Genomic DNA, 25602 nt, shown 5'->3' with positions numbered 1-25602 from the left:
AATAAAATCAACTTTATTTTTGCAAATTTTAGATAGAATGTACCCGCTTCACTATCTACTTACCACTATCTCCATAGTTTTTAAGTACACGAGCAGATGGATCATCAACGTTACAGCCTTCCCATTCTTTGTTTGGCATCCAGAAATCTTTGATCCATTCTGCTTGTCCTGCGTAGAACTTTTCAAAAATGTCACGGTAAAGTAACGATTCTTTGGTAAATGGTGTTCCATGTAAATATTTTTGTTTAGCATTTTCTAAATCTTCATCAGAGTATTTACTTTCAGCAAAGGCTTTTAAATGATCTACCATTGAATGACCTACTGCATCACTGAAAGCTGCTTTTTCACGATATAAAATGCTATCAGGTAAATAATCTAACCCTTCAAATGCACGACGTAGTAAGTATTTACCTTTGCCATATTTGTTCATTTTGCGTTCTGGGTTGATACTCATTGCGTAATCCACAAAATCAATATCACTAAATGGTACACGAGCTTCAAGAGAATTGGCTGCTAAACAGCGATCTGCACGTAGCACATCATACATATATAGCTCTCGCATACGTTTTTGTGACTCTTTTTGGAATTCAGCAGGACTTGGTGCAAAATCCGTATATTTATAGCCAAAGATTTCATCACTAACTTCACCTGTTAAAAGCACTTTCAAATCGGTATTTTCACGGATATATTTACAAATTAAATACATTCCCATACTTGCACGAACCGTTGTAATATCCCACGTTTCTAAGTGCCAAATAACCGTTTCTAATGCTTCTAACACATCTTCTTTAGTCATAATCACTTCAGTGTGTTCACAGCCTAAATGATCCGCCACTTCTTTGGCATATTTTAAATCGATTGGATCGGTATCCATTCCCACTGCAAAAGTACGAATTGGTTTATCTAAATGTTTTTGAGCAATGGCACACACTAATGATGAATCTAGTCCACCACTTAATAAAAAGCCTAATGGTGCATCAGCGTGTAAACGTTTGATAACGGCTGCTTCTAATTTTTCTTTTAAGTTTTTCGCAATGGTTTCCACATCTTGATCGACAATCACTTTTGGATCTGCAATATCGTTATAGCAAACAAACTTACCTGCTTTATAATAATGTCCTGGTGGGAATGGCGTTATATCTCGACAAAATGGCATCAATCCTTTAGCTTCAGAAGCAAAGGCGATTTCACCACTCTCCTTATCGTAACCATAAAATAGTGGACGGATACCCATAGGATCACGACCAGCCATAACTTCACCAGTTTTACGATCCACCATTACCAATGCAAATTCAGCATCAAGCATTTTCATCATTACATCAATACCAACATGTTCATAAAGTGGGATTAACACTTCACAATCACTACCTGAATGAAAATTATAGGTATCCTTTAAAATTTCTTTTAAATATTCAAAATTATAAACTTCACCATTACACATTAATTTAATATCATTATGCTCAAAAGGCTGATTGCCATTATCACTCATATCCATAATAGATAAACGATGAAATCCCCAAATACCACTTTCATCAACAGTGACACTTTGATGATCAGGACCTCGATGAAACGTTGAATCATAACCTTGTTTAAATGCTTCACTCATTTGTTTAGCTGATGAAAATACAAAACCACACATTTTTTTCTCCAAATTATTATTATTTATATAGTAAGCGTTATTTTAAATAAAAAAAAACAAAATGCAAACAGTACAAAATTAAACTCCGCAATTTATTACCATTAGTTATATTTTATCTAAAATTATCTTATTTTTTTAAATTTAATCTACTTATACGTCAGCTAGATTTTTAGTAGTTATCGTTAAAACAATCAAATTCCGTTATAATTCGTCTACTTTTACTTAACAGGAGTTAATTATGCAAAACCCAGCTGATGAAATACTTTATTCGCCAGTACAGTGGCAAGATCACAGTGAGAATTATACAGATATTCTTTATCATAAATCCCTTGATGGTATCGCAAAAATTACCATTAATCGTCCTGAAGTGCGTAATGCATTCCGCCCACAGACTGTTAAAGAAATGATTCAAGCATTTTCAGATGCTCGTTTTGATGAAAAAATTGGCGTAATTATTTTAACGGGTCAAGGCGAAAAAGCCTTTTGTTCAGGAGGAGATCAAAAAGTACGTGGTGATTACGGTGGTTATAAAGATGATAGTGGCGTTCATCACTTAAATGTACTGGATTTCCAACGTGATATTCGTACTTGCCCAAAACCAGTAGTTGCAATGGTTGCAGGTTATTCTATCGGTGGTGGGCACGTGCTACATATGATGTGTGATTTAACTATTGCTGCAGAAAATGCGATTTTTGGTCAAACAGGTCCAAAAGTCGGTTCATTTGACGGTGGTTGGGGTACAAGTTATATGGCTCGAATTGTAGGTCAGAAAAAAGCACGTGAAATTTGGTTTTTATGCCGTCAATACAATGCCCAAGAAGCCCTTGAAATGGGATTAGTCAATACTGTTGTACCCTACGCTGAACTTGAAAAAGAAACTGTACGTTGGTGTCGTGAAATGTTACGTAATAGTCCTATTGCGTTACGTTGCTTAAAAGCAGCATTAAATGCAGATTGTGACGGTCAATCAGGTTTACAAGAACTGGCTGGTAATGCCACGATGTTATTTTATATGACAGAAGAAGGGCAAGAAGGGCGTAACGCTTTTAATGAAAAACGAGCGCCTAATTTTAATAAATTTAAACGCAATCCCTAATATTTTTAGTTATATTTCATTGATCATTGTAAAATTGAATGTCTTATAACATAAATTCGATATATAACATTGATTTATAATGATTATTTTGTAGGGGCGGCATTAGCAAACGTAGTTTGCTAATGCCGCCCCTACCTACCAAAAATTATCAACTAATTGATTTACTATAAAATCCTTTACAACATTTGAAGTACGATCTTTTACTTAACAAATTAAAAAAAGGCATAGTAGACAAAATAGTTGGTAAAAAATGGGTTAAAGCTTTATATTACTGTGCTTTAGCCCACTTTTTTGAAAATGAATAAAAAACTTGTCCTTTTTGTCATAAAACGAATATTCACAAATATGGTACCCAAAATAATGTTCAACGTTATAAATGCTCTATTTGTAATAAAACTTTTACCTTCAAAAAATCCTTAAATTCAAGCCAAATTTGGCTAGATTACACAGAAGGTAAACAAACCTATAAGCAACTAGCAATTAAATATAATTGCTCTGTTAGAACTATTCAAAGATATGTTTTAAAAGCCCCTAAAACGCCATTAAATATCCCACAAAATAATAAATTGAACTTAATGATGGATACCACTTTCTTTGGTCGAAATTTTGGTGTTCTCGTTTTTATGGACACTTTATCAAAGAAGGTAATTTATCATCAAATTGTGACAACAGAAAAAAATCTTTATTATCTATTAGCAATGAATAAATTAAGAGAAAAAGGCTATATTATTCAATCTATTACTTGTGATGGAAGACGAGGATTATTAAGAGATTTTTTAAATACGCCTGCACAACTTTGCCAATTTCATCAAATAGCAAATGTAATAAGGAAATTAACAAGGAACCCTAAATCTGAAGCGGGAAAAGAGCTAAAAATATTAGTTAAAACATTAAAAAATAGCTCTAAAAACGAGTTCTATATTAATTTACATTATTGGTATTTAAAACATAAAGAATATTTAAATGAACGCTCCGATAAAATAAATGAAAAGGGTAAATATCCTTTTAAACATCGTAATATAAGAAATGCTTACAGGAGCTTAAAATATAATATGGATTATTTATTTACTTTTGAAAAATATCCTGAATTAAATATAGAAAAAACAACAAATAGGCTTGAAAGTTTATTTGGAGAACTTAAACGAAAACTATCTAATCATAATGGTTTAACCAAATACCATAAGATTATGTTTATAAAAGATTTTCTAAATAAAAGGAGTTGGTAATTATTTATAAAATAATAAAAACCAACTCATTTGTCTACTATGGGCATAGCTCCTCAAAATTACCAACTATTTTGTCTACTATGCCTAAAAAAATGACAAAAAAATACCCACTCATTGGTGGGTATTTTTAATTTCATTATTCTTTAAAAAGAATCTATTTATTACATAGTTACTTTTTTAGTACCTTGTACCTGAAGTTCAACACGACGATCTGGTGCTAAACAAGAGATTAACGCTTTGCGACCTTTTACTTTGTCACAAGTGTTACCTGTTACAGGGTTTGTTTCACCGTAACCAACAGCTGTGATGTTAGCTGGTTTGATACCTTTAGAAACTAAGTAGTTTGCAACTGTTTCTGCACGACGTTGTGATAAACGTACGTTAGATTTTTCTGAACCGATACGGTCAGTATAACCATTAACTTGAATTGCTGCAGACTCTAAACCTAGCTTGTTAATTTCGCCATTTGCACGATCTAACTCTTTTACAGCAGTAGTTCTTAAACCTGCTTTACCAAATGCAAATAATACATCTGAACTAAATGCGAAGTTTTTAGTAACTACTTGAGGTGCTTGGTTTTGACCAAAACGGTAAGAAACACCTAAAGTTACAGATGCGATATCTGGACGGAAATCTACACGGTCACCATTAGCATCTTTTAGTTTACCTACATTATTAACCCATTGATATTCTAAACGAGTTGCTAATTGTGGTAATGAAGGTAAGCTATATTCTAAACCTGTTGCAAATACTGCTGAAACTTGGTTTGAACGTTGGCCTGGTTGAGAATCATCTTTCCAGTTATAGTCTGTACGTACTAACGCTGCACCCACTCGACCATAAAGATCTAAGCCATTAAGAACCTGATAGCTACCTTTTAAGCTTAGCATAGGACCACGGTTTTTCATTTTCTGTACAGTTTCTGTTTTATTTGCTTCGGTATAACGAATCTTTGCTACACCAAAATCATCATAAGCTAATTCAGTTGCTAAACCAAAAGTACCGTTATTCAGAATTTGATAACCACCAAATACACCATAAGTTACAGAGTTTTTGTGAACACCTTTAGGTGCTTTATCATATTGGTTTAAACCATCGTGGAATGAAGCCCAACCTGCTTTTGCACCCACATAAAAAGTATTTTCTTGTGGTGCTGCTTGAGCAACACTTGCTAGTGCTAAGCTAGAAACAGCTAAAGCGATTACTGATTTTTTCATATTTGTTTTCCTCTAAAAAAACTTATTAGATTATATTTTGAACCCTGAATTCTCACCAGAGAATAAAGGTTCATTTCCATTTTTACTATACTCTACAAAATATTGCAAGCATAAAAAACAACAGTTATTGTACAATAAAAAACGGAAAAAAAATATATTTTTTACTGTTCTGTATATTTAAAATACAAAAAACTGCATTTAGGCACTTTTATTTAAAATTTTATAGTAAAATGTTATCCTGTTTTATTTCCATTATAGACTGATAATACTATGCTGCCACAACTTTCAGACATACCAAAATTAAGTAATCAAGTTATTCATTACTTAGATGAAGTAAAAAAACACCATTTTAAAGGTGATATTGCTTCAAATTATGCTGATCGTCTGAGTTTGGCAACGGATAATAGTGTTTATCAGACTATTCCATCGGCTATTTTATATCCAAAAACAATAGGCGACGTACAACTTTTAATTCAACTTGCTCAAAAACCTGAATTTCAATCCCTGACTTTTACACCTCGAGGTGGGGGAACGGGTACTAATGGTCAATCATTAAACGATAATATCATTATTGATCTCTCTCGTTATATGACAAATATTCTAGAATTAAACGTCAAAGAGTGTTGGGTTAGAGTGCAAGCTGGCGTAGTAAAAGATCAACTGAATCAATTTTTAAAACCTCACGGACTATTTTTCTCACCAGAGCTTTCAACCAGTAATCGAGCCACTATTGGTGGAATGATTAATACAGATGCTTCAGGGCAGGGTTCGTTACAATATGGTAAAACCTCACAACACGTACTAGAAATTAAATCCGTGTTAATGAATGGTGAAATATTAGAAACTCAAGCGGTACGATCTGATCAATTTTTTGCAAATTTAGATAAATTAAATTTATCTGATACAGCCAAACAACTGTATTCTGCTATTTTTACTCGTTGTAAAGAAATTCGCCCACAGGTATTGAAAGATCTACCTCAGTTAAACCGTTTTTTAACGGGTTACGATCTCAAAAACGTCTTTAATAATGATGAGTCAGAATTTAACTTAACTCGTATTCTGACAGGTTCAGAAGGATCATTAGCTTTTATTTGTGAGGCAAAACTTAATTTATTGCCTATTCCTAAATATCGTACCTTAATTAATATTAAATATAATTCTTTTGATTCTGCTCTGCGTTCTGCACCAATGATGTTAGAAGCAAAAGCACTTTCTGTTGAAACCATTGATTCAAAGGTATTAAATTTAGCCAAACAAGATATTATTTGGCACTCCGTTTCAGATTTATTATTAGAAGATAAAAATAATCCTATCCTTGGTATCAATATTGTGGAATATGCCTCTAATGATGAAGAACAAAATCAAAAATTAATTAATGGATTATGCCAAACCCTCGATCAAAAAATAGCAAATAAAACAAGCGGTATCATTGGTTATCAAATTTGCAATGATTTAGCCTCTATCGAAAAAATTTATGCAATGCGTAAAAAGGCGGTGGGGTTATTGGGTAATACGAAAGGGTGGGCAAAACCCATTCCTTTTGTGGAAGATACCTGCGTTCCCCCTAAAAATTTAGCAGATTACATTACAGAATTTCGCCAATTATTGGATTCTTATCAATTAGAATACGGTATGTTTGGTCACGTTGATGCAGGGGTGTTACACGTTCGCCCTGCGTTAGATTTATGTGATAAACAACAAGTTGAAACCTTTAAAACGATTTCTGATGAAGTAGTAAAACTGACCTCAAAATACGGCGGTTTAATTTGGGGAGAACACGGCAAAGGTATGCGATCTTATTATGGTCAGCATTTCTTTGGAGAGGAATTATGGTACGAGCTACGTTATATTAAACAACTTTTTGATCCTCAAAATCGTTTAAATCCAGGTAAGATTTGTACGCCTTTAGAAAGTAAAGATAAGTTGTATCCTATCGATTCACCTATGCGTGCTGATTTTGACCGCCAAATTCCCCTCGAGGTAAAAAACGAATTTAAAGGAGCAATAAGTTGTAACGGTAATGGGTTATGCTTTAATTTTGATGTGCATAGTGTGATGTGTCCTTCTATGAAAATAACGGGCAATCGAGTGTTTTCACCCAAAGGGCGTGCAACGTTAATTCGAGAATGGTTACGACTTCTTGCAGAACAAGGGGTTAGCCCTGATGATTTAATATTTAAAGACAAAAAATATTCTCTTAAATTAACAGATTTTGTTGCTAAGCTTCGCCATCAATGGAATAAAAACACCCATTATGATTTTTCTCACGAAGTCAAAATGGCGATGGATACTTGTTTAGCTTGTAAAGCCTGTGCTAGTCAATGTCCAATAAAAATTGATGTACCAACATTCCGTAGTCAATTTAATCATTTATATCATCAACGTTATTTTCGTCCAGTGAAAGATTATGTAGTGTCTAATCTTGAGTTTGTTGCCCCTTTAATGGCAAAAATACCACGCTTTTATAATTTTTTTAGTACCACGAAAATAGCAGAAAAAATAGCAAATAAAACCATTGGAATGACAGACTTACCTGCTCTTTCAACACCCAATTTACAACAGCAATTAGTGAAAATAAATTATCAAGGGGAAAAGTTAGAAACCATTGAACATTGGGTTGCAAGCGGTCACTTACCTAATGATTTTTGCAAATTTATTTTTGTGATACAAGATCCTTTTACTTCTTATTATGATGCAAAAGTTGTCGCAGATTTTGTCCATTTTTGTCAAAAAATTGGTTTTAAGCCTATTGTATTACCTTTCAAACCAACTGGAAAAGCGGCGCATATTAAAGGTTTTTTAAATCAATTTTCTAAAACAGCAAAAAATCAGGCAGAATTTTTAAACCGTGTTGCAAAGTTAAATATCCCAATGGTAGGAGTCGATCCTGCTTTAGTATTACTTTATCGAGATGAATATAATCATCTGTTACAAGAAAAACGAGGCGATTTTAACGTCCTGTTAGTACACGAATGGTTAAATCATCAAATTGAAAATAAGCGGTTAGATGTTTGCAAAAATTTACAAATAAGTGACCGCTTACAATGGTATCTGTTTTCACACTGTACAGAAACCACAGCTTTACCAAATAGCACGAAGGAATGGCAACAAATTTTTGAGTATTTCAACCAAACACTGAACAGTGAAAATGTCGGTTGCTGTGGAATGGCAGGGACTTTTGGTCACGAAACTCAACATATAGCAATGTCTAAAGCAATTTATGAACAATCGTGGCAAACTAAATTTAAAGATAAACCGATAGAACAATGTCTTGCCACAGGTTACTCTTGCCGTAGCCAAGTCAAGCGTATGGAAAAAGTGATATTAAAACACCCTATTCAAGCGTTATTGAGTGTATTAGTATCCCATACTTAAAATTTGCAAAAATCAATCAACAACTGACCGCTTAAAGGACAACGATGCAACTTCCACCACTAAAACAAGGTATATTAATCAAACGTTATAAACGTTTTCTAGCAGATATAATGTTGCCTAATGGAGAGCAAATTACTATTCATTGCCCTAATACTGGAGCAATGACAGGTTGTGCAACAGAGGGAGATCGAGTGTGGTTTTCTACCTCAGATAACCCAAAACGTAAATATGCTCACACTTGGGAACTCACAGAAACACAACAAGGCGATTTTATTTGTGTAAATACACAACGAGCTAACCAATTAGTCAATGAAGCATTGCAACATAAATGGATTGAGGAGCTGGTTCAATATCAACAGATTCAAGCAGAAGTAAAATATGGCGAAGAAAAGAGTCGTATTGATTTTTTACTGGATGAAAGCTGCTTTGTCGAAGTAAAATCTACTACACTATTAACAGAAAATGGCATAGGAATGTTCCCAGATACTCAAACTTTACGAGGTCAAAAACACCTAAGGGAACTAACTACAATGGCACAACAAGGTTATTCAGCGGTTATTTTCTTTGCTATTTTGCATTCAGGCATTCACACCTTTGAAGTCGCCAAACAGATTGATCCTAAATATGCAGAGTTATTTCAGCAAGCTCTTGATAATGGCATACAAGCGGTTTGTTACAAAGCAAAATTTACTGTTGATAATGGGGTTCCTGTTGTGATGGAGCTTGTTCAGAGGGTGGTTTGATATTGGTGGTTAGACACTTTAATTGCAAATTTTTATCAAGATCGTACCGCTTTATTTACGATTACTTAGTTGTTTATATCTTTTTATCAATAAAGGAAAACCTTTTTCTATCCAAAAATTAGAACTAATTCCACCGCCTGACATACCACCAAAATTAAATTCTTTTACATCATAACCATACTCGTTTTGCAATATCGTTACAGGTTTTAATGCACTACCAATATGCCTATAAGGGGATAAAGCCTTATAATCAAGGTTGCTAATGTCGCCAATGATAGGTTCAGCCCCTGCTTGTACGCAAATGCCGTGTGGTAACTTATGTAAAATAACATCTTTAATAATACTACCGTCAAAATCTATTGTTAAATTTTTTGTTAAGGTGTCAATACCGCCTAACTTATCAATCAATCTATGATTTATAAAGGTAAGCCAATCAATTCTTTTTAATACGTGAAGAAACTTTCTTTCATTAGTTTCTTGATTACAGTATTGAAACATATTCCAAAAACCTTCAAATTTAGTAGGGTCTAAGAGTAAATATTTTTTTGATTCTGTCCATAATTTACTCCATTTGTCAGGATAGCTACTATTTGCATAATCTCTATTAACCGTAAAACCAACATTTCCTGATAAAAATTTCATTTCACTACATAAATCTAATACCTTTGAAATAAATTCAGAAGCACCCATTTCTGACACGGTATTATACGGAAGCATTAAGCGAATAGCTCCAACATAATCAGGTATTTTTGGCGAATTAAAAGCATCAAACTTAAAGGCAATATCAGACATTGATTCTCGTACATCTGACTCTAACGATAATTGACGGCGATAATCCCAATATTGAGATTATGATTTATCAATTTCAATTAATCTCTGTAAATCTTCTTTACTTGGTAAAACGGTTTCATATTTTACAGCAAACATTTGCTCGTTATCTTCAGGTAGTGTCATTTCTACCAATGATTGTTTTTTATCTTTACAGAGTAAAATACCAATGGTTTTATTTTCATCATCTAATTTTATTTTGCGGTCATAGTAGTTTACATACATCTGCATCTGCCCTATGTCTTGATGTTTAATTTTCCCAATTTTTAAATCAAATAACACAAAACATTTTAATAGACGGTTATAAAACACTAAATCTATAAAAAAATGTTCTTCATCATAACTGATGCGTACCTGTCTTCCAACAAAAGTAAACCCTTTACCTAATTCTAAAAGAAACTTTTGCAAATTATCTATTATCTTACTTTCTAAATCTTGTTCAGAATATGAACTTAATTCAGGTAAACCCAAAAATTCAAGAACATAAGGCTCTTTTAAAATATCTTTTGGTGTTTCTACAATATGCCCTTTTATTGATAATTCTTTTATTTTTTCTTTATCTCTACTTAAAACCAAACGCTCATATAACGAACTATCAAATTGACGATTTAATTCTGATAAACTCCAATTGTTTTCTCTTGCTTCAATTTCATAAAACTGTCGCTCTTGAATATTTTTAATTCTCATTAGTTTTAAATAATGCGACCAACTTAATGAAAAGTCATAATTTTTAGTATTTGTAGATTTTTCACCCAATAAGTCAGACACTGTCTGACCAATTGCTTTTTGACTATATTCTAGATAAAACTTCCTCATTTGTTTTATATTCGTTTTAGAAAATCCTTTTCCAAATTGAGAAGTCAGATGCTCTGATAATTCTGTAATTAAATTTTGCCCATAACCCGCCTTTTCTTTACCGTTTTGCTCTTCTTCAACAATCATTCTACCTATCTCAAAATAAGTATAAACCATTGATATATTGATTGCTGTTGTTACTTTTTGTCTAGACTGAATAAGTAATTCACTCACAGACTGTAAAAAGTTATTTTTAGTATTTTTAATTATGTTGCTCATTTTTTACCTTTATAATTTAACCACTTAAAGTATAACAAAGTTAGGTTTGTTTTCGTAAATTCCTATAAAAATGTTACCGCTATTTATCCTACTACAACTCTTCAATAATATACTTACTTTTAGTACATTTGTTTTTATTTAAAAGAATGATACTCAATACGATAACAATAACAGATATAATGTGTGAAAAACCATATATAGCCTGTAAAAGTCCACAAGAAAAACCGATTAAAAGCAAAATTAAAATTCTTATTACTGAAAGACGTTTACTTTTTGTGTGTTGATATTTTATGCTAAAAACCCTAACCACTTCATTATTTCGTTGTACTACACATTCGTAAATTCCTTTTACTAGGCTCAATACCTTAAATGTAACTTTATAAGCATTACCCTTATCATCTGTAAATTCACTCGTACTTGTTAGCTTCAGATTTCTTTTTTCTACGACCAATTTATTATTTACAAAAATTCTTTCTTTACCTAGCATAGATAGACCTATTTGAATAGTATTTATACCGTCATTGCAAATAAGCCAAATACTGTCTTTTATATTTGCTTGTGATTGTGTAGAAATATTGTAATGTTTTACCATATTATTCTTCCTTTTGTTGTGGAGAGAATTTGTAAATTTTGGGTGGAATGTTACCGCTTTAGCTAAAATTTCATTTATTTTTATAAAATTGCTGTTCTATAAATGGATGTACCCTAATTCTTAACCAAGCACCATTATTTAAAATTGTTGCTTCTTTTTCTAAAAACTTTGTTTCATCGTATGTATAAAATACCTTATTTACAATAAAGTTTGTTTTATTATTTTTATCTAAATAAAAAGTAAGACTGTATCCTTTGCCATTACTTTTCTTAAATGGAAATCCAATAAATCCTTTTTCAATAAAGCTTACCGTATGCTTCATACCTAACTTTTTCTCTAACTCTGGTATAGATAACCCAATCAAGTCTTGAGTAATATTTTTATATACAAAAGGTTCGTTTTTTATAAAGTTATAGACGACTATATGCACAGATATAATCATAAAAAAAATGATCAATATACTTATAAAAATATATTTAAGTTTTTTCATTATTCGCAAATTCCCATAAAAAATCTGACCGCTTTATTAACTATTTATTATTTAAAAACCAACCTATAATAGGATCTGATTTTTTTAATTTTTTAGGGGGGTCTTCAAGTCCTTGTTTAATTCTTTCTTTTTTAATATGATTATTTGTTTTACCTGCTAATGTAAGTATTCTCGTATATACAAAATCCATATATGGATAATTTTTATCATTACTACCTTTTTACTTCTCTTATTTTAAATACAAATCATACCCTCGTCCGCCAATATTCCCTTTTTCAAACATTAAAAGGTGAGGACGACGAACAAAGAAGACAACTTCATAAATCCCCTTATTATCTTTAATTTTAATATATTGCTCTTGCTTTTTTTCTGTATATATATATTTACTGTAATCATAATCACGGTATTCAAAAGAATATGTACCTGTAAAGACAACTTTATCTATTATTTTAGCTTTAGCATTTTTAATGATTTTGCTCAATTCTACTTTATTATTATCATAAAATTTGAGGGTTATTTGATCTCTAGGGCTTTTAAATATTTTCCCCACTAAGTATGAGTGACTAATATTTGTTGGTTGGTAGTAGGGTTCAGCAACAAAAGGCATACGCAGATCGCAGGCGGTGAGTATAAGTAAACTTAAATAAATATATATTTTTTTCATTTGGTTTATCCTTTTTAATTTAAGAGAAATTCAAACTCGCTATAAGTTGCATTCATAATAGTGGATTGATAGGGTATTTTATCCTCATCTCCCTCTTTAAATATTTTCTTAATTGACTTTACTTTTATTTCATTTGGTTTTGTATCAGGGAAGTAATAAACCGCTCTTTCTTGAATAACTAAATGACTGTTTTGTTGTTTAGAATAGTAATTAACATATTTAGGAGAGGATTCTACAAGTTCAAATACCCCTTTTCTTAGTATTGCTTTTTCAATTCCACAACCGTGTTCTAATAGTGTAAAATCCATTTTTTTAGGAAATTGAATGGGTGTTGTTGCAATAATTTCAAAAGTTAGATCACTGGAATAACAATCAGGGGCACCACAATCAAGGCCGTGAAGATTAAAAGGAATGTTAAAATGAATTTTATTATCTATTTGCTTTACAAGACCTTTAATATACAAATCTTGCAGTATAGGATTAGACTTTATATTTTTGTTAGGTTTTGAATTAAGAAGTAATTGTCTTATTGCTTCCTGCTCTTCTTCAAAGGTCAATTTTGCACTATTTTGCTTTTTATTGTGGCTATCAGACCCCTTAAATATTTTTTCTGATAAAAGTGATTTGCTGATATTAACGGATTGAGAGAAAAGAGGAGTAATAACTGAAGAGTGAAAATCACAGGCAGTCAGTATCAACAAACTAACTAAAGCAAAACTTTGTTTTATGTGTTTTTTCATCATTTTTCCTCTGTTTATGACTTTCACTCATCTCTTATTATTTCTATTGATTCGCCACAAATACTGCTATTAAACTCAATAATCAATGTATCGTTACTTTTCAATATGTTAATAACAGTATTTGGCGTAGTTTCACTTATAACCTTTTAAACAATTACACCCCATAAATCATACTCATCAGCATCAGTAACAGTCACATTTACCACTTCACCAACTTGTATTTCTGCATTTTTAGAATTATCCACATAAACTAAACCATCAATTTCAGGAGCATCCGCCATTGAACGACTGATAATATTTTCATCGTTAATCTCATCAATAATCACCGCCAATGTTTTGCCCACTTTTTGTTGTAAACGCTGTGCGGAAATTTGTTGTTGAAGTTGCATAAAGCGATGAAAACGTTCTTCTTTCACTTCTTCTGATACTTGATTTGGCATATCTGTTGCCGTTGCACCATCAACAGGGCTAAATTTAAAACAGCCCACTCGGTCTAACTGTGCCTCTTTTAAGAAATCTAATAGTAGTTGAAAATCCTCTTCTGTTTCGTCTGGAAAGCCAACAATAAAAGTAGAACGTAAGGTTAATTCAGGACAAATTTCACGCCATTTTTTAATACGTTCAAGAGTACGATTAATGGAACCGGGGCGTTTCATTGCTTTCAATATTTTAGGGCTAGCGTGTTGTAATGGAATATCTAAATACGGCAGAATTTTACCTTCCGCCATTAACGGAATTAAATTATCGACGTGCGGATAAGGATAAACATAATGCAAACGTACCCAAATACCGAGTGAACCTAATTCTTCACATAAGCTAATTAAATTATTTTTTATCGGTTTTCCTTGCCAAAATACCGTTTTTGATTGGCTTTCTTTACCTTGTTCTAAAGAATAGGCAGAAGTATCTTGTGATACGACTAACAATTCTTTTACCCCTGAATCTCGTAGCCGTTTCGCTTCATCTAAAACCTGTGTGATAGAACGGCTCTCTAATTTTCCTCGCATTGAAGGAATAATACAGAAAGTACAATGATGATCGCAACCTTCCGAAATTTTTAAATACGCATAGTGTTTTGGAGTTAATTTAACACCTTGTGCAGGAACAAGGTTTACATAAGGATTATATTCAGGCTTTGGTACATATTTATACACTTGTTGCATTACTGCTTCATAGCTGTGAGGACCTGTGACCTCAAGTACTTTAGGATGAACTTCACGAATAAGATCTTCTTTTGCTCCCAAACAACCAGTGACAATCACTCGCCCATTTTCGGCTAGGGCCTCCCCTATTGTTTCTAACGACTCTTGTACTGCACTATCAATAAACCCACAAGTATTGACAATAACCAAATCTGCATTTTCATAACTTGGAATAATGTTATAACCATCAGTACGTAATTCCGTTAAAATACGTTCTGAATCCACTAAATTTTTAGGACAACCTAAACTGACAAAACCAATATTTGGCATACTATTCATAAAATTATCTCAATAATCACTCAAAAAAACTATTTTAACAATTGTGTTAAAATATCTAAATAGATCAAACCTGATTTGGCAAGATCCTCACAACTCACACACTCATCAACTTTATGAATGGTTTTATTCAAAGGTCCAAACTCTATAACCTCCGTCCCCATCTGAGCAATAAAACGCCCGTCAGATGTTCCCCCTGACGTTTCTAATTTGGGGGTAATATTTGCAAATTTTTCAATTGATCGTACCGCTATATCAATCAATTTTCCCTCTGCAGTTAAAAATGGATTACCTGATAAATTCCACTCAATACGATATTTCAACTGGTGTTTTGCTAACAACTCTTCGACAATATTTTTAATTATTTCCGCATTGATTTCTGTACTAAAACGTAAATTAAACTGCACATAAAGTTGTGCAGGAATGACATTATTACTACCTGTCCCTGCGTGAATATTGGCAATCTGTAAACTTGTTGCAGGAAAAAAATCATTACCTTCATCCCATTGATAGCGGACTAATTCATCTAACATTGATGTTGCTTTATGTACAGGATTTTCTGCTAAATGAGGATAAGCTACGTGTCCTTGAACGCCCTCAATATAAAGATCCGCAGTGATAGAACCTCGACGCCCATTTTTGATGGTATCGCCTAATTTTTGACTACTCGACGGTTCACCAACCACACAATAATGAACCGTTTCATTGCGTGCAATTAATGTTTCCACCACTTTAACTGTTCCATCTTTTGCCGCAGCTTCTTCATCAGAAGTCATCAACAACGCCACTTTACCTTTATGATTTGGATTATTTTTTACAAAATCACGAACTGCAATCACCATTGCGGCAAGTGAACCTTTCATATCCGCCGCGCCACGTCCATAAAGCGTATCACCCACAATTTCTGCACTAAATGGAGGATATTGCCATTGTGACTCATCGCCTACTGGCACAACATCAGTATGTCCTGCAAAAGCGATACAAGGTGAAGTTTCTTTATCATTACTTTCACCGTGCGTTGCCCATAAATTTAAAGTATCCCCAAACTCAAGCCATTCAATATTAAAGCCTTCTTTTGCTAAAATATCAGCTATCACTTTTTGACAACCTTTATCCTCAGGACTTATAGACTCTCGCTGAATCAAATTGCAAGCAAGATCAATAATTTTATTTTTCATTTTATTTTAATTTCGCTGTATATTCATTTGCATTAAAACCAAGTAATACCACATCATCTTTAATGGTAATTGGACGCTTAATTAACGTAGGATTTTCTAGCAACACCTTTAACGCCAATTCTTGGTTTAAATTATCTTTAATTTCTGAATCTAAATTCCGCCAAGTTGTAGAGCGTTTATTAACCAACTTATCCCAACCTAAAATAGATTCTATATTAATTAGCCAATCTTCTTCTAATCCATCCACACGATAGTCGTGTAAAGTTGCTGGTAAATTATTATCCACACACCATTTCAGTGCTTTTTTAACAGTGTCACAGTTTTTTATGCCATAGAGAGTAATCATTGTTTGATCCTATTATTTTTAAGTATTGGAATAAGTTTAACAAAATTTAACTGTTTTTTATATTATAAATATTGATTAAAGAATTTATAAACTAGAAGTATTTAATTTTTAGATAAATTTGCAAAAAGTTGTATTTATCTGACCGCTTATACAGCGTTATTTTTACGATCCTTATCGCAAAATTAAAATAATTTTTATTTGGAGATAAAAATTTCGATTATAGTCATACAAATATAATCACACAAAATTATCACTATGAATAAATTAACCACAATGAAACTCTTTGATATTAAGTCAAAAATTTATACCATAAGAGATAAACACGTAATGTTAGATAGGGATTTGGCTCTGCTTTATGGGGTTGAAACCAAAAGAATAAATGAAGCGGTAAGAAATAATCCTGATAAATTTCCTGATGATTTTTATTTTGAGTTAGATAATCGTGAATTTGAATATTTGCGGTCGAAAATTTCGACCACAAATTTTGTAAAAGTAAGAACGAATCCAAAAGTTTTTACAGAACAAGGCGTTTATATGCTTGCGACTATTTTAAAAAGCAAGGCTGCTTCTGAAGTTACGGTTTCTATTATTAGAACCTTTGCTGATATGCGAAAAATACTTGCAAACCATAGTACTCTTTTAGAACAATTTTACCATTTAGAAAAACGACAATTATCTTATGAAATAAAAAATGACAATAATATTGATAAAATTTTCAAAGCCCTAGAATGTAAAAATAATATTCAAGAACAAGGCGTTTTCTTCAATGGTCAAATTTTTGATGCCTACAACTTTGTTTCAGACTTAATTCGAAAAGCACAAAAGACAATTATTTTAATTGATAATTATATTGATGATTCAACTTTAACCTTATTTCAAAAAAATCAAACTGTCAGTGTCACTATTTATACCCATTCAATCAATACAACATTAAAACTGGATTTAGAAAAATATAATCAACAATACAAACCCATAACAATAAAGACGAATAAAAATTTCCACGACAGATTTTTGATTATTGATAACAATGAAATTTACCTTATCGGTGCAAGTTTGAAAGATTTAGGTAAAAAGGTATTTGGGTTTAGTTTGTTGAAAGATATAAACCCTGATTTATTAAAGTTACTCTAACCAAACAATGAGATAAATTTATTTTTTTATAGAAAACAAAAAACCGTGTAAATATTAAATATCTACACGGTTTCTCAAATAATTGGCGGAATGGACGGGATTCGAACCCGCGACCCCCTGCGTGACAGGCAGGTATTCTAACCAGCTGAACTACCACTCCGCAACGAACGGGAGTTATAATAATAACTTCACCACTAGAGGTCAAACCTTTTTTTAAAAAAACACTCTAAATGTTGTTAAAATAGACAATACATTATGCTTTAATGCGAAATTTCATTCTCTGCCAGTTCTTTGGCCAACCAAATACACTGCCCTTTAGATTTTTTATCAAGAGCATTCAGATAAGCTAAATGCGCCTGTTGCTCTTCTTCCGTTGGTTTTAACACCACCAAATCACTGGTATCAAAATTTATTGATGTATTTACAACACTCTCTGTTGCCGATGATTTAGTTTCCTCTGTATCACTTAATAAGGCAATTTGCCCACCTGTCATCATTAAGTACACATCAGCCAAAATTTCAGCATCCAGTAAAGCGCCGTGTAGTACTCGTTTAGAGTTATCAATACCTAAACGAGAGCACAAGGCATCTAAACTGACTCGTTTTCCAGGATACATTTTACGGGCAATTAATAATGTATCAATCACATTACACATTTCAGTTGTTTTAGGAGGTGGATTTTTTAGAAAAGAAAACTCGTGATCCATAAATCCCACATCAAAAGGTGCATTATGAATGATCAACTCTGCTCCCTTGATGAAATCAACAAACTCATCCACAATTTCAGAAAATGTAGGCTTATCCTGCAAGAATTCATTCGTAATGCCATGAACTTTAATTGCTTCCTCTTCCACCTCTCTTGGCGGTTTTATATAGACATGATAAGTTCGTCCTGTTAAACGGCGATTAATCACCTCTACAGCACCAATTTCAATAATATTATGCCCAATATGAGGAAGCCCATCAAAGTTCATTCCAGTGGTCTCTGTATCTAATACCACTTGTCGCTGAATAGGTTTGTTCATTTTATTTGCCTTAATTTTTTACTCCTCACACTCTGTAACTTTTACTTTCACACCAAGCTCTGTTAATGCTTGTGGATTGGCGCAACTAGGCGCTTCTGTCATTAAACACGACGCTGCCGTTGTTTTGGGGAAAGCAATAACATCACGAATATTTTCTGTTCCAGTAATCAACATCGTTAAACGATCTAAACCAAAAGCTAATCCTGCATGTGGTGGTGTTCCATATTTTAAAGCATCAAGTAAGAAACCAAATTTTTCACGTTGATCTTGCTCTGAAAGACCTAAAAGATTAAATACTGCTTGTTGCATTTCAGGTTTGAAAATACGCACTGAACCACCGCCTACTTCGTAGCCATTGATAACCATATCATACGCATTTGCCACCGCATTTTGTGGATCTTGCATTAATTCTTCTGCGGTTAAATCACGTGGTGAAGTGAATGGGTGGTGCATTGCAGACCAGTTACCTTCATCATCTTTTTCAAACATCGGGAAATCAATTACCCAAAGTGGTTTCCATTCGTCTAATTGGGTTAATTCTAAATCACGTCCTACTTTTAAGCGTAACGCACCCATTGCATCCGCCACTACATTAGCTTTATCTGCACCAAAGAAAAGAATATCACCGTCTTTCGCATTGGTTCTTTCAAGTAATGCTTTAACTACTTCTTCATTTAAGAATTTAGCAATAGGACTCTGTAAACCATCAAGCCCAGCGCTCACATTATTTACTTTTGCCCAAGCTAAACCTTTTGCACCATAAATAGCAACACATTTGGTATATTCATCAATATTTTTACGGGTTAAGCTCGCACCATTTGGGACACAAAGTACTGCCACTCGTCCATCTTTATCATTTGCAGGGCCACTGAACACCTTGAAATCGACATCTTTCACTAAATCAGCAACATCAATCAATTCTAATGGATTACGTAAATCAGGTTTATCCGAACCATAGCGACGCATTGCTTCTTCAAATGTCATAATTGGAAAATCACCTAAATCGACATTTAAACAATCCTGCCATAAACCACGAATCATTTTTTCCATTACAGCACGTACTTCTTCAGCTGTCATAAAGCTGGTTTCTACATCGATTTGGGTAAATTCAGGCTGACGATCCGCACGTAAATCTTCATCACGGAAACATTTTACGATTTGGTAATAACGGTCAAATCCAGACATCATCAACAACTGTTTGAAAAGCTGTGGTGATTGTGGAAGTGCGTAGAATTTACCGTTATGCACACGACTTGGCACCAAATAATCTCTCGCACCTTCAGGGGTTGCTTTGGTTAACATTGGCGTTTCAATATCTAAGAAGCCATGATCATCCATAAAACAGCGAACAAAACTGGTAATTTTTGCTCGAGTTTTAAAACGCTCTGCAATTTCAGGACGACGTAAATCTAAATAACGAAATTTTAAGCGTTGCTCTTCGGTGTTATTTTGATTAAAGTCCAAAGGCAGGTTGGCAGCATTGTTATACACCTCTAACTCTTTAACCAACACTTCAATTTCACCCGTTGCCATTTCTTTGTTAATTTGAGACGATTCTCGAGCAATCACTTCACCTTGAATTTTTACACACGCTTCATTGCGTAAAGTTGAAGCTAATTTGAAAGTTTTTTCATCTTGTTCATCAAAGAAAACTTGCACAATACCTTCACGATCACGAATTTGTACAAAAATAAAACGACCTAAATTGCGTACACGATGTACCCAACCACTTAATGTTACACTTTGCCCAACATGGCTTGCATTTAGTTGCCCACAATAATGAGAACGCATCATATAAATTTATCCTTTTTAATAAAAAAACTGTAATACTATGATTATAACGGAAAAGCGGTAAGATTTAAGAGAAAATTTGCAAATTTATAAAAAATTAAAAAAATAAGCGGTACGATCTTGCTAAAAATTTACAAATTGCAAAATTTTATGACAATCTAACCGCTTAAATGAAATAACTTATATAAAAAACAGCGACCTACTCTGTAGATCGCCATTATTAGTTTTGTTTATTATAACCCTTATTATGGTAATTAAGGCATTATCAAATTAGGAATAAAGGTGATAATTTGAGGGAAGATCGTAATCAACACAAGGGTAATAAATATTGGAATAATAAATGGAATTACCCCTTTAGTTACCGTTGATACCGTCATATTTCCGACTCGAGCCACCACAAATAGTGCCATTCCCATTGGTGGCGTTAAGATACCAATCATCATATTTAATGTGGTTAATACGCCGAAGAAGACAAGATCAATACCAAAATGAACTGCAATAGGAATAAGCATTGGAAGTACCAAGAATTGCAATGCCAACGCATCAATAAACATACCTAAAAATAACAGAAGTAAGTTTATCATTACAAGAACACTCACCTGAGAGTCTGCAAATGCCATAAATCCTTCTGCAATTCGCATTGCGACTTGCTCACGTGCAATCATATCTCCAAAGAAAGTAACGGTCATTACCATTAGCACTGTTACCCCTGTGATTGCAATAGTTTCAATACAACCTTTAAAGAGTAATTCTAACGTCAATTCTTTATATACAAACATTCCTATAATAATTGAATATAATGCAGCAATAACAGCCGCTTCTGTTGGAGTAAATACCCCTGAAAAAATACCACCAATAATAATAATTGGAGTAAGAATAGCCCAAATTGCCTTTCTAAAAGCTTCCCAACGCTCTTGTTTACTTGCTTTTGGTGTAGGTTTGTAACCACGTTTTTTAGAGACAAAATAGTTCATTACCATTAAAGCGATAGTAATCAATATACCTGGTACAAAACCTGCAACGAAAAGTTTTGCAATAGATTCATTGGCAATTACACCATAAATAATCATTGCAATAGAAGGAGGGACAAGAGGTCCAATAATACAAGAAGCAGCTGTAATTCCCCCACAAATATCATCATCATAACCCGCATCTCGCATTGCTTTAATTTCAAGCTGTCCAAGCCCACCCGCATCGGCTAGAGCTGAACCTGACATACCAGAGAAGATTAAACTTGCACCAATATTTACGTGTCCCATTCCACCCACGTGATGCCCAAGCATTGCTTTAGCAAAATTAAAGATTCGCTCCGTAATTCCACCAGTATTCATTAATACTCCAGTAAGAATAAAGAATGGCACACTAAGTAATACAAAACTATCAAGACTACGTGCTAATTTCTCTGATGCAGAATAAACCACTCCCCAACGAGTCATTGAGAAATAAATCAATGTTGCAATAAATAATGACCAACCAACAGGTGTTCCCAAAAACATAATCACAAGCCATACGATAAGAGTGACATAAACAGCATCATTTCCCAATCTAACATATTTTGAGATGCGTAATAAATTAAATACCTCTGGGAAAAAGAATAATAATACAAAAACACCTACAGTGAAGATAACGAAAAAAATAGGAGGAATATAACTCAAGTTAGCATCATACAGTTCTTTTTGTGTTTCAAAAAACCGTATTAAAATCAATAGTGAAATAAATGGAACAGGTGCAAATAACCATTTTTCTGAAATATTCAAAGACACCATTTCAAAGCTTGCATCATTCCAAACATGAAGACCTAATTTGATAAAAAATAAAATTGATATAAGAATTAAAAGTTGAATAATACTATTAGAAAACTTTTTAACTCTATCAGACATCATATTAGTAATGAAATCGATATAAATATGTTGTTGTTTACGTACACCAATACTAATACCTAATAGCCCCGCATAAACGAAGATAAGTCGCCCTAGCTCTTCACTCCAAATAAGTGGTGAATTTAATAAACGAGAACCTATTTGAGCAAGTAATATTGCAAAAATAATAAGCAGTAATGCACCACCCGTCCACTCTTCAAATTTTTTGAGCATATTCATAATAGTCTCCAATACTTAAAAAAATGGCACTCTTATAGATATAAGAATGCCATTTTTATTATCTTAATTATTTAGATAATACAGAAATTTCTTCAATTGCCTGTTTACCTAACTCTCCATTTTTCTCTAAGTACTCATTATAGTATGGTTTTAAAGCTTCTCTAAATGGTTTTAAATCTGGTTTTGTAACTGTGACACCTTTTTTCTCAAAGAAAGAAATAAGGTTATTTTCACCATCAACAAACAGTTTTGTATGATATTGTGCTGCTTTAACTGCTGCATCTTTTACCACTTTTTGTAAATCTGCTGGTAACTCTTCCAAAGTTGCATCACTGACTAAATAAAGTTGGTCATTAAGAATATGGCTAGTTAATGCTAAATATTTTTGTACTTCATAGAATTTTTTAGCATCAATAGTTGATAATGGGTTTTCTTGACCATCTACTGAATTTGTTTTTAATGCTAAATATACTTCAGAAAATGCCATTGGTGTTGGTGCTGCACCAACAAATTTTGCATAAGCTAAGTTAGTTGCCGCATTTGGTACACGCAATTTTAAGCCTTTCATATCTTCAATAGAATTAATCGCTCTATTTGAAGTTGTTTGGCGAGTACCATTATAAGCATCTGCTAACACTGTAATATGTAATTTCTGATTAATTTTTTGAAGTAAGCCTTTACCAAATTTAGTATCAAATAATGCTTTTTTCGCAGTATCAAAATTTGGAACCATATAAGGTAAAGCAAATACTTCTGCTTCTGGGAAGAAAATTTGGAAACGAGCTGATTCACCAAGTGTAAAATCTAATGCTCCATCTTTCAACTGTTTGATCATTGATCTATCATCACCAAGCTGCGCACTTGGATAAATTGAAATATCAATCTTACCTTTAGAAGCATCTTTTACTTCTTTTGCAAAAAATTCAACAGCTTTATATTCGTTTGAACTAGTCCCTGCAACCATTCCAAACTTCAGATCGTAATCTGCAGCAAATGCTGAAGTAGCAAAGCCTAATAACGTAACTAATAATGTTTTTTTAAATTTCATTTGATTTCTCCTTATGATAAATAACAGCGCCATTCTATAAATAAAAAATTCATTTTAAAACATAAAAGTGAATTTTTGTTTCAAAATTGAGAACTTCGTCACAAAACAAGAATAGATTAGCTAAAATAATTAAAATTAACTAGTATTTTAAAAAAGATTTTCTATATAATGTGGAGTAATTATTCTTTTTTAAATTATCAACGGAGTTATAATGTCAAAGCTACCTGATAACCACATTTTAACTAAAATCAAATATGAATTAATCGCCTCCTGCCAGCCTGTCGATGATGGTCCAATGGACTCTCCAGAAATTGTGGCAGCAATGGCACAAGCTTCCGTTATTGGTGGGGCAAAAGGCATTCGTATTGAAGGTGTTGAAAATTTAAAAGCCACTCGTAAAGCTGTTGATGTCCCTATTATTGGTATTGTAAAACGTGATTTACCTGATAGCCCAGTACGTATCACCCCTTTCTTAGAAGACATTGAAGCACTTGCCAAAGCAGGGGCAGATATCATTGCTGTTGATGGTACAAATCGTCCACGTCCAGTCACCATTAAGCAAGCAATCAAGAAAATTAAAGAAGTCGGCTGTTTAGCAATGGCGGACTGCTCCAATCTTGAAGAAGGTTTATATTGCCAACAATTAGGCTTTGATATTGTGGGCAGTACAATGTCTGGCTACACAGGGGGCGACATTCCAAAAGAGCCTGATTATCAACTTGTCAAAGATCTTAACAAAGCAGGCTGTTTTGTAATGGGCGAAGGGCGTTATAACACCCCTGAACTTGCTAGAAGTGCGATTGAAGCTGGGGCACATTGTGTAACTGTGGGTTCAGCTTTAACCCGTTTAGAACATATTGTGAGTTGGTTTGCTGATGAAATTAAATTAGCAAATAAATAGTTTAACTATAGAATATAAGGATTGTTTATGCGTTGTCTTGCGATAGATATTGGAGGCACAAAAATTGCGTCAGCATTGGTGGAAAATAATCAGATCAGTCAACGCCAGCAAGTGGCGACACCAACGGAAAATGTCAGTGTAGAAATGCAAAAAACCTTAGCGACGATTGTGAATAGTTACCAAAATCAGTTTGATTTTGTAGCAGTTGCTTCAACAGGGATTATAAACAAAGGTATTTTAACAGCATTAAATCCAAAAAATTTAGGTGGATTAGATCAGTTCCCACTCAAAGACGCCATTGCAAATCATACGGATAAACCCGTTTTATTGTTAAATGATGTGCAAGCAGCTGCTTATGCGGAGTTTCAAAATGAACGTGAAAACAACCTTCAAAATTTTGCGTTTATTACGGTATCCACTGGGGTTGGAGGCGGAATTATTTTAAATAAAACCCTACTTACTGAACCAAATGGGATCGCAGGGCATATCGGACACTCACTTGCAGATCCGAATGGCGAAATCTGTGGTTGTGGACGACAAGGTTGTGTAGAAGCAATAGCATCAGGACGTGCCATTCAACGAGCTACTGAAAAATGGGAAACCCCTTGCTTACCAAAACAAGTTTTTGAATTATTTAGACAACAGGAACCAAAGGCAACACAAATTATTCATCGCAGTGCAAAAGCGATCGCGAATTTAGTGGCGGATTTGGTGATCAGTTTAGATATGCAAAAAATCGTTATCGGAGGAAGTGTTGGACTGGCAGAGGGCTACCTTCCTTTGGTTAAAGATTATATCAATCAAATGCCTAGCATTTATGGTTGCGAGATTGAACCTGCTTACTATCAAGGTGATGCAGGGTTAATCGGTGCAGCAAAATGGGGCGAAAATATATTACAAAATCACTAATATTTGGAGATA

The 25602-nt window shown here is 33.4% G+C and carries 21 protein-coding genes, 1 tRNA gene and 1 pseudogene; 7 read left to right on the top strand and 16 right to left on the bottom strand.

Annotation, left to right across the window (positions count from 1 at the left end; all coding sequences use genetic code 11):
• Nucleotides 1-55 precede the first annotated feature (55 nt).
• Nucleotides 56-1639: an asparagine synthase B gene (gene asnB / locus A6B44_RS01080; RefSeq protein WP_090922976.1), complete on the bottom strand. Its 1584-nt coding sequence runs from the start codon at nucleotides 1637-1639 to the stop codon at nucleotides 56-58.
• Between the two features lie 238 nt (nucleotides 1640-1877).
• On the opposite strand from asnB, the gene menB reads away from it, so the two are divergent.
• Nucleotides 1878-2735, top strand: coding sequence for a 1,4-dihydroxy-2-naphthoyl-CoA synthase (gene menB / locus A6B44_RS01075; protein WP_090922975.1), 858 nt, complete (start codon nucleotides 1878-1880; stop codon nucleotides 2733-2735).
• Nucleotides 2736-3055: 320 nt separating this feature from the next.
• Nucleotides 3056-3961, top strand: a pseudogene (locus A6B44_RS01070) (IS256 family transposase, variant Zn-binding type); the annotation flags it as partial.
• Between the two features lie 161 nt (nucleotides 3962-4122).
• On the opposite strand, the gene ompA reads toward A6B44_RS01070, so the two are convergent.
• A complete protein-coding gene (ompA, locus tag A6B44_RS01065; RefSeq protein WP_090923125.1) occupies nucleotides 4123-5178 on the bottom strand; it encodes a porin OmpA in 1056 nt (351 codons plus the stop codon).
• Between the two features lie 270 nt (nucleotides 5179-5448).
• On the opposite strand from ompA, the gene ydiJ reads away from it, so the two are divergent.
• Nucleotides 5449-8553, top strand: coding sequence for a D-2-hydroxyglutarate dehydrogenase YdiJ (gene ydiJ, locus A6B44_RS01060; RefSeq protein WP_090923127.1), 3105 nt, complete (start codon nucleotides 5449-5451; stop codon nucleotides 8551-8553).
• A 44-nt stretch (nucleotides 8554-8597) separates the two neighbouring features.
• On the top strand, nucleotides 8598-9296 hold the full coding sequence (gene sfsA / locus A6B44_RS01055; RefSeq protein ID WP_090923129.1) for a DNA/RNA nuclease SfsA: 699 nt from the start codon (nucleotides 8598-8600) through the stop codon (nucleotides 9294-9296).
• A gap of 51 nt (nucleotides 9297-9347) precedes the next feature.
• On the opposite strand, the gene A6B44_RS01050 is transcribed toward sfsA, so the two are convergent.
• From A6B44_RS01050 to A6B44_RS01010, 9 genes are all read right to left on the bottom strand, one after another.
• Nucleotides 9348-10088, bottom strand: a complete 741-nt coding sequence (locus A6B44_RS01050) for a type VI immunity family protein (RefSeq protein ID WP_090923131.1) — start codon at nucleotides 10086-10088, stop codon at nucleotides 9348-9350.
• Between the two features lie 57 nt (nucleotides 10089-10145).
• Complete coding sequence (locus A6B44_RS01045) at nucleotides 10146-11198, bottom strand: PDDEXK nuclease domain-containing protein (RefSeq protein WP_090923133.1); 1053 nt, start codon at nucleotides 11196-11198, stop codon at nucleotides 10146-10148.
• Between the two features lie 91 nt (nucleotides 11199-11289).
• Nucleotides 11290-11790 (bottom strand): hypothetical protein, encoded by a 501-nt coding sequence (locus A6B44_RS01040; RefSeq protein WP_090923135.1) that lies wholly within the window; start codon nucleotides 11788-11790, stop codon nucleotides 11290-11292.
• Nucleotides 11791-11860: 70 nt separating this feature from the next.
• Nucleotides 11861-12280: a hypothetical protein gene (locus tag A6B44_RS01035; RefSeq protein ID WP_090923137.1), complete on the bottom strand. Its 420-nt coding sequence runs from the start codon at nucleotides 12278-12280 to the stop codon at nucleotides 11861-11863.
• 229 nt (nucleotides 12281-12509) lie between these two features.
• Nucleotides 12510-12944: a hypothetical protein gene (locus tag A6B44_RS01030; RefSeq protein WP_090923139.1), complete on the bottom strand. Its 435-nt coding sequence runs from the start codon at nucleotides 12942-12944 to the stop codon at nucleotides 12510-12512.
• Nucleotides 12945-12958: 14 nt separating this feature from the next.
• Nucleotides 12959-13684 carry a hypothetical protein gene (locus tag A6B44_RS01025; RefSeq protein WP_090923141.1) on the bottom strand — a complete coding sequence of 242 codons (726 nt, stop codon included), beginning with the start codon at nucleotides 13682-13684 and terminating at the stop codon, nucleotides 12959-12961.
• 146 nt (nucleotides 13685-13830) lie between these two features.
• Nucleotides 13831-15165, bottom strand: a complete 1335-nt coding sequence (gene rimO / locus A6B44_RS01020) for a 30S ribosomal protein S12 methylthiotransferase RimO (RefSeq protein ID WP_090923143.1) — start codon at nucleotides 15163-15165, stop codon at nucleotides 13831-13833.
• A 29-nt stretch (nucleotides 15166-15194) separates the two neighbouring features.
• The gene (gene dapE, locus A6B44_RS01015) at nucleotides 15195-16340 is read right to left on the bottom strand and encodes a succinyl-diaminopimelate desuccinylase (protein WP_090923145.1); all 1146 of its coding nucleotides are present in this window, start codon (nucleotides 16338-16340) and stop codon (nucleotides 15195-15197) included.
• Between the two features lies 1 nt (nucleotide 16341).
• Nucleotides 16342-16686, bottom strand: a complete 345-nt coding sequence (locus A6B44_RS01010; protein WP_090923147.1) for a Spx/MgsR family RNA polymerase-binding regulatory protein — start codon at nucleotides 16684-16686, stop codon at nucleotides 16342-16344.
• 255 nt (nucleotides 16687-16941) lie between these two features.
• On the opposite strand from A6B44_RS01010, the gene A6B44_RS01005 reads away from it, so the two are divergent.
• A complete protein-coding gene (locus A6B44_RS01005) occupies nucleotides 16942-17817 on the top strand; it encodes an ORF6N domain-containing protein (RefSeq protein WP_090923149.1) in 876 nt (291 codons plus the stop codon).
• Between the two features lie 83 nt (nucleotides 17818-17900).
• Here the strand turns inward: A6B44_RS01005 and A6B44_RS01000 are convergent.
• The 5 genes from A6B44_RS01000 to A6B44_RS00980 form a co-directional block, all read right to left on the bottom strand.
• A tRNA-Asp gene (locus A6B44_RS01000) sits at nucleotides 17901-17977 on the bottom strand.
• Between the two features lie 100 nt (nucleotides 17978-18077).
• Entirely contained in the window at nucleotides 18078-18842 is a 765-nt protein-coding gene (gene dnaQ, locus A6B44_RS00995; RefSeq protein ID WP_090923151.1) for a DNA polymerase III subunit epsilon, read from the bottom strand.
• An 18-nt stretch (nucleotides 18843-18860) separates the two neighbouring features.
• Complete coding sequence (gene aspS / locus A6B44_RS00990; protein WP_090923152.1) at nucleotides 18861-20636, bottom strand: aspartate--tRNA ligase; 1776 nt, start codon at nucleotides 20634-20636, stop codon at nucleotides 18861-18863.
• 251 nt (nucleotides 20637-20887) lie between these two features.
• Nucleotides 20888-22732, bottom strand: a complete 1845-nt coding sequence (locus A6B44_RS00985) for a TRAP transporter large permease (protein ID WP_090923154.1) — start codon at nucleotides 22730-22732, stop codon at nucleotides 20888-20890.
• 67 nt (nucleotides 22733-22799) lie between these two features.
• On the bottom strand, nucleotides 22800-23780 hold the full coding sequence (locus tag A6B44_RS00980) for a sialic acid TRAP transporter substrate-binding protein SiaP (RefSeq protein ID WP_090923156.1): 981 nt from the start codon (nucleotides 23778-23780) through the stop codon (nucleotides 22800-22802).
• A gap of 211 nt (nucleotides 23781-23991) precedes the next feature.
• Here A6B44_RS00980 and A6B44_RS00975 point away from each other — a divergent pair, with 211 nt between their 5' ends.
• Both A6B44_RS00975 and A6B44_RS00970 read left to right on the top strand, forming a co-directional pair.
• On the top strand, nucleotides 23992-24681 hold the full coding sequence (locus A6B44_RS00975) for an N-acetylmannosamine-6-phosphate 2-epimerase (protein ID WP_090923158.1): 690 nt from the start codon (nucleotides 23992-23994) through the stop codon (nucleotides 24679-24681).
• A 27-nt stretch (nucleotides 24682-24708) separates the two neighbouring features.
• Nucleotides 24709-25590: an N-acetylmannosamine kinase gene (locus A6B44_RS00970; RefSeq protein WP_090923161.1), complete on the top strand. Its 882-nt coding sequence runs from the start codon at nucleotides 24709-24711 to the stop codon at nucleotides 25588-25590.
• Nucleotides 25591-25602: the final 12 nt, after the last annotated feature.

Source organism: Pasteurella skyensis (genome assembly GCF_013377295.1).
Taxonomy (GTDB): Bacteria; Pseudomonadota; Gammaproteobacteria; order Enterobacterales; family Pasteurellaceae; genus Phocoenobacter; species Phocoenobacter skyensis.
This window is presented reverse-complemented; position numbering and strand designations above follow the sequence as displayed.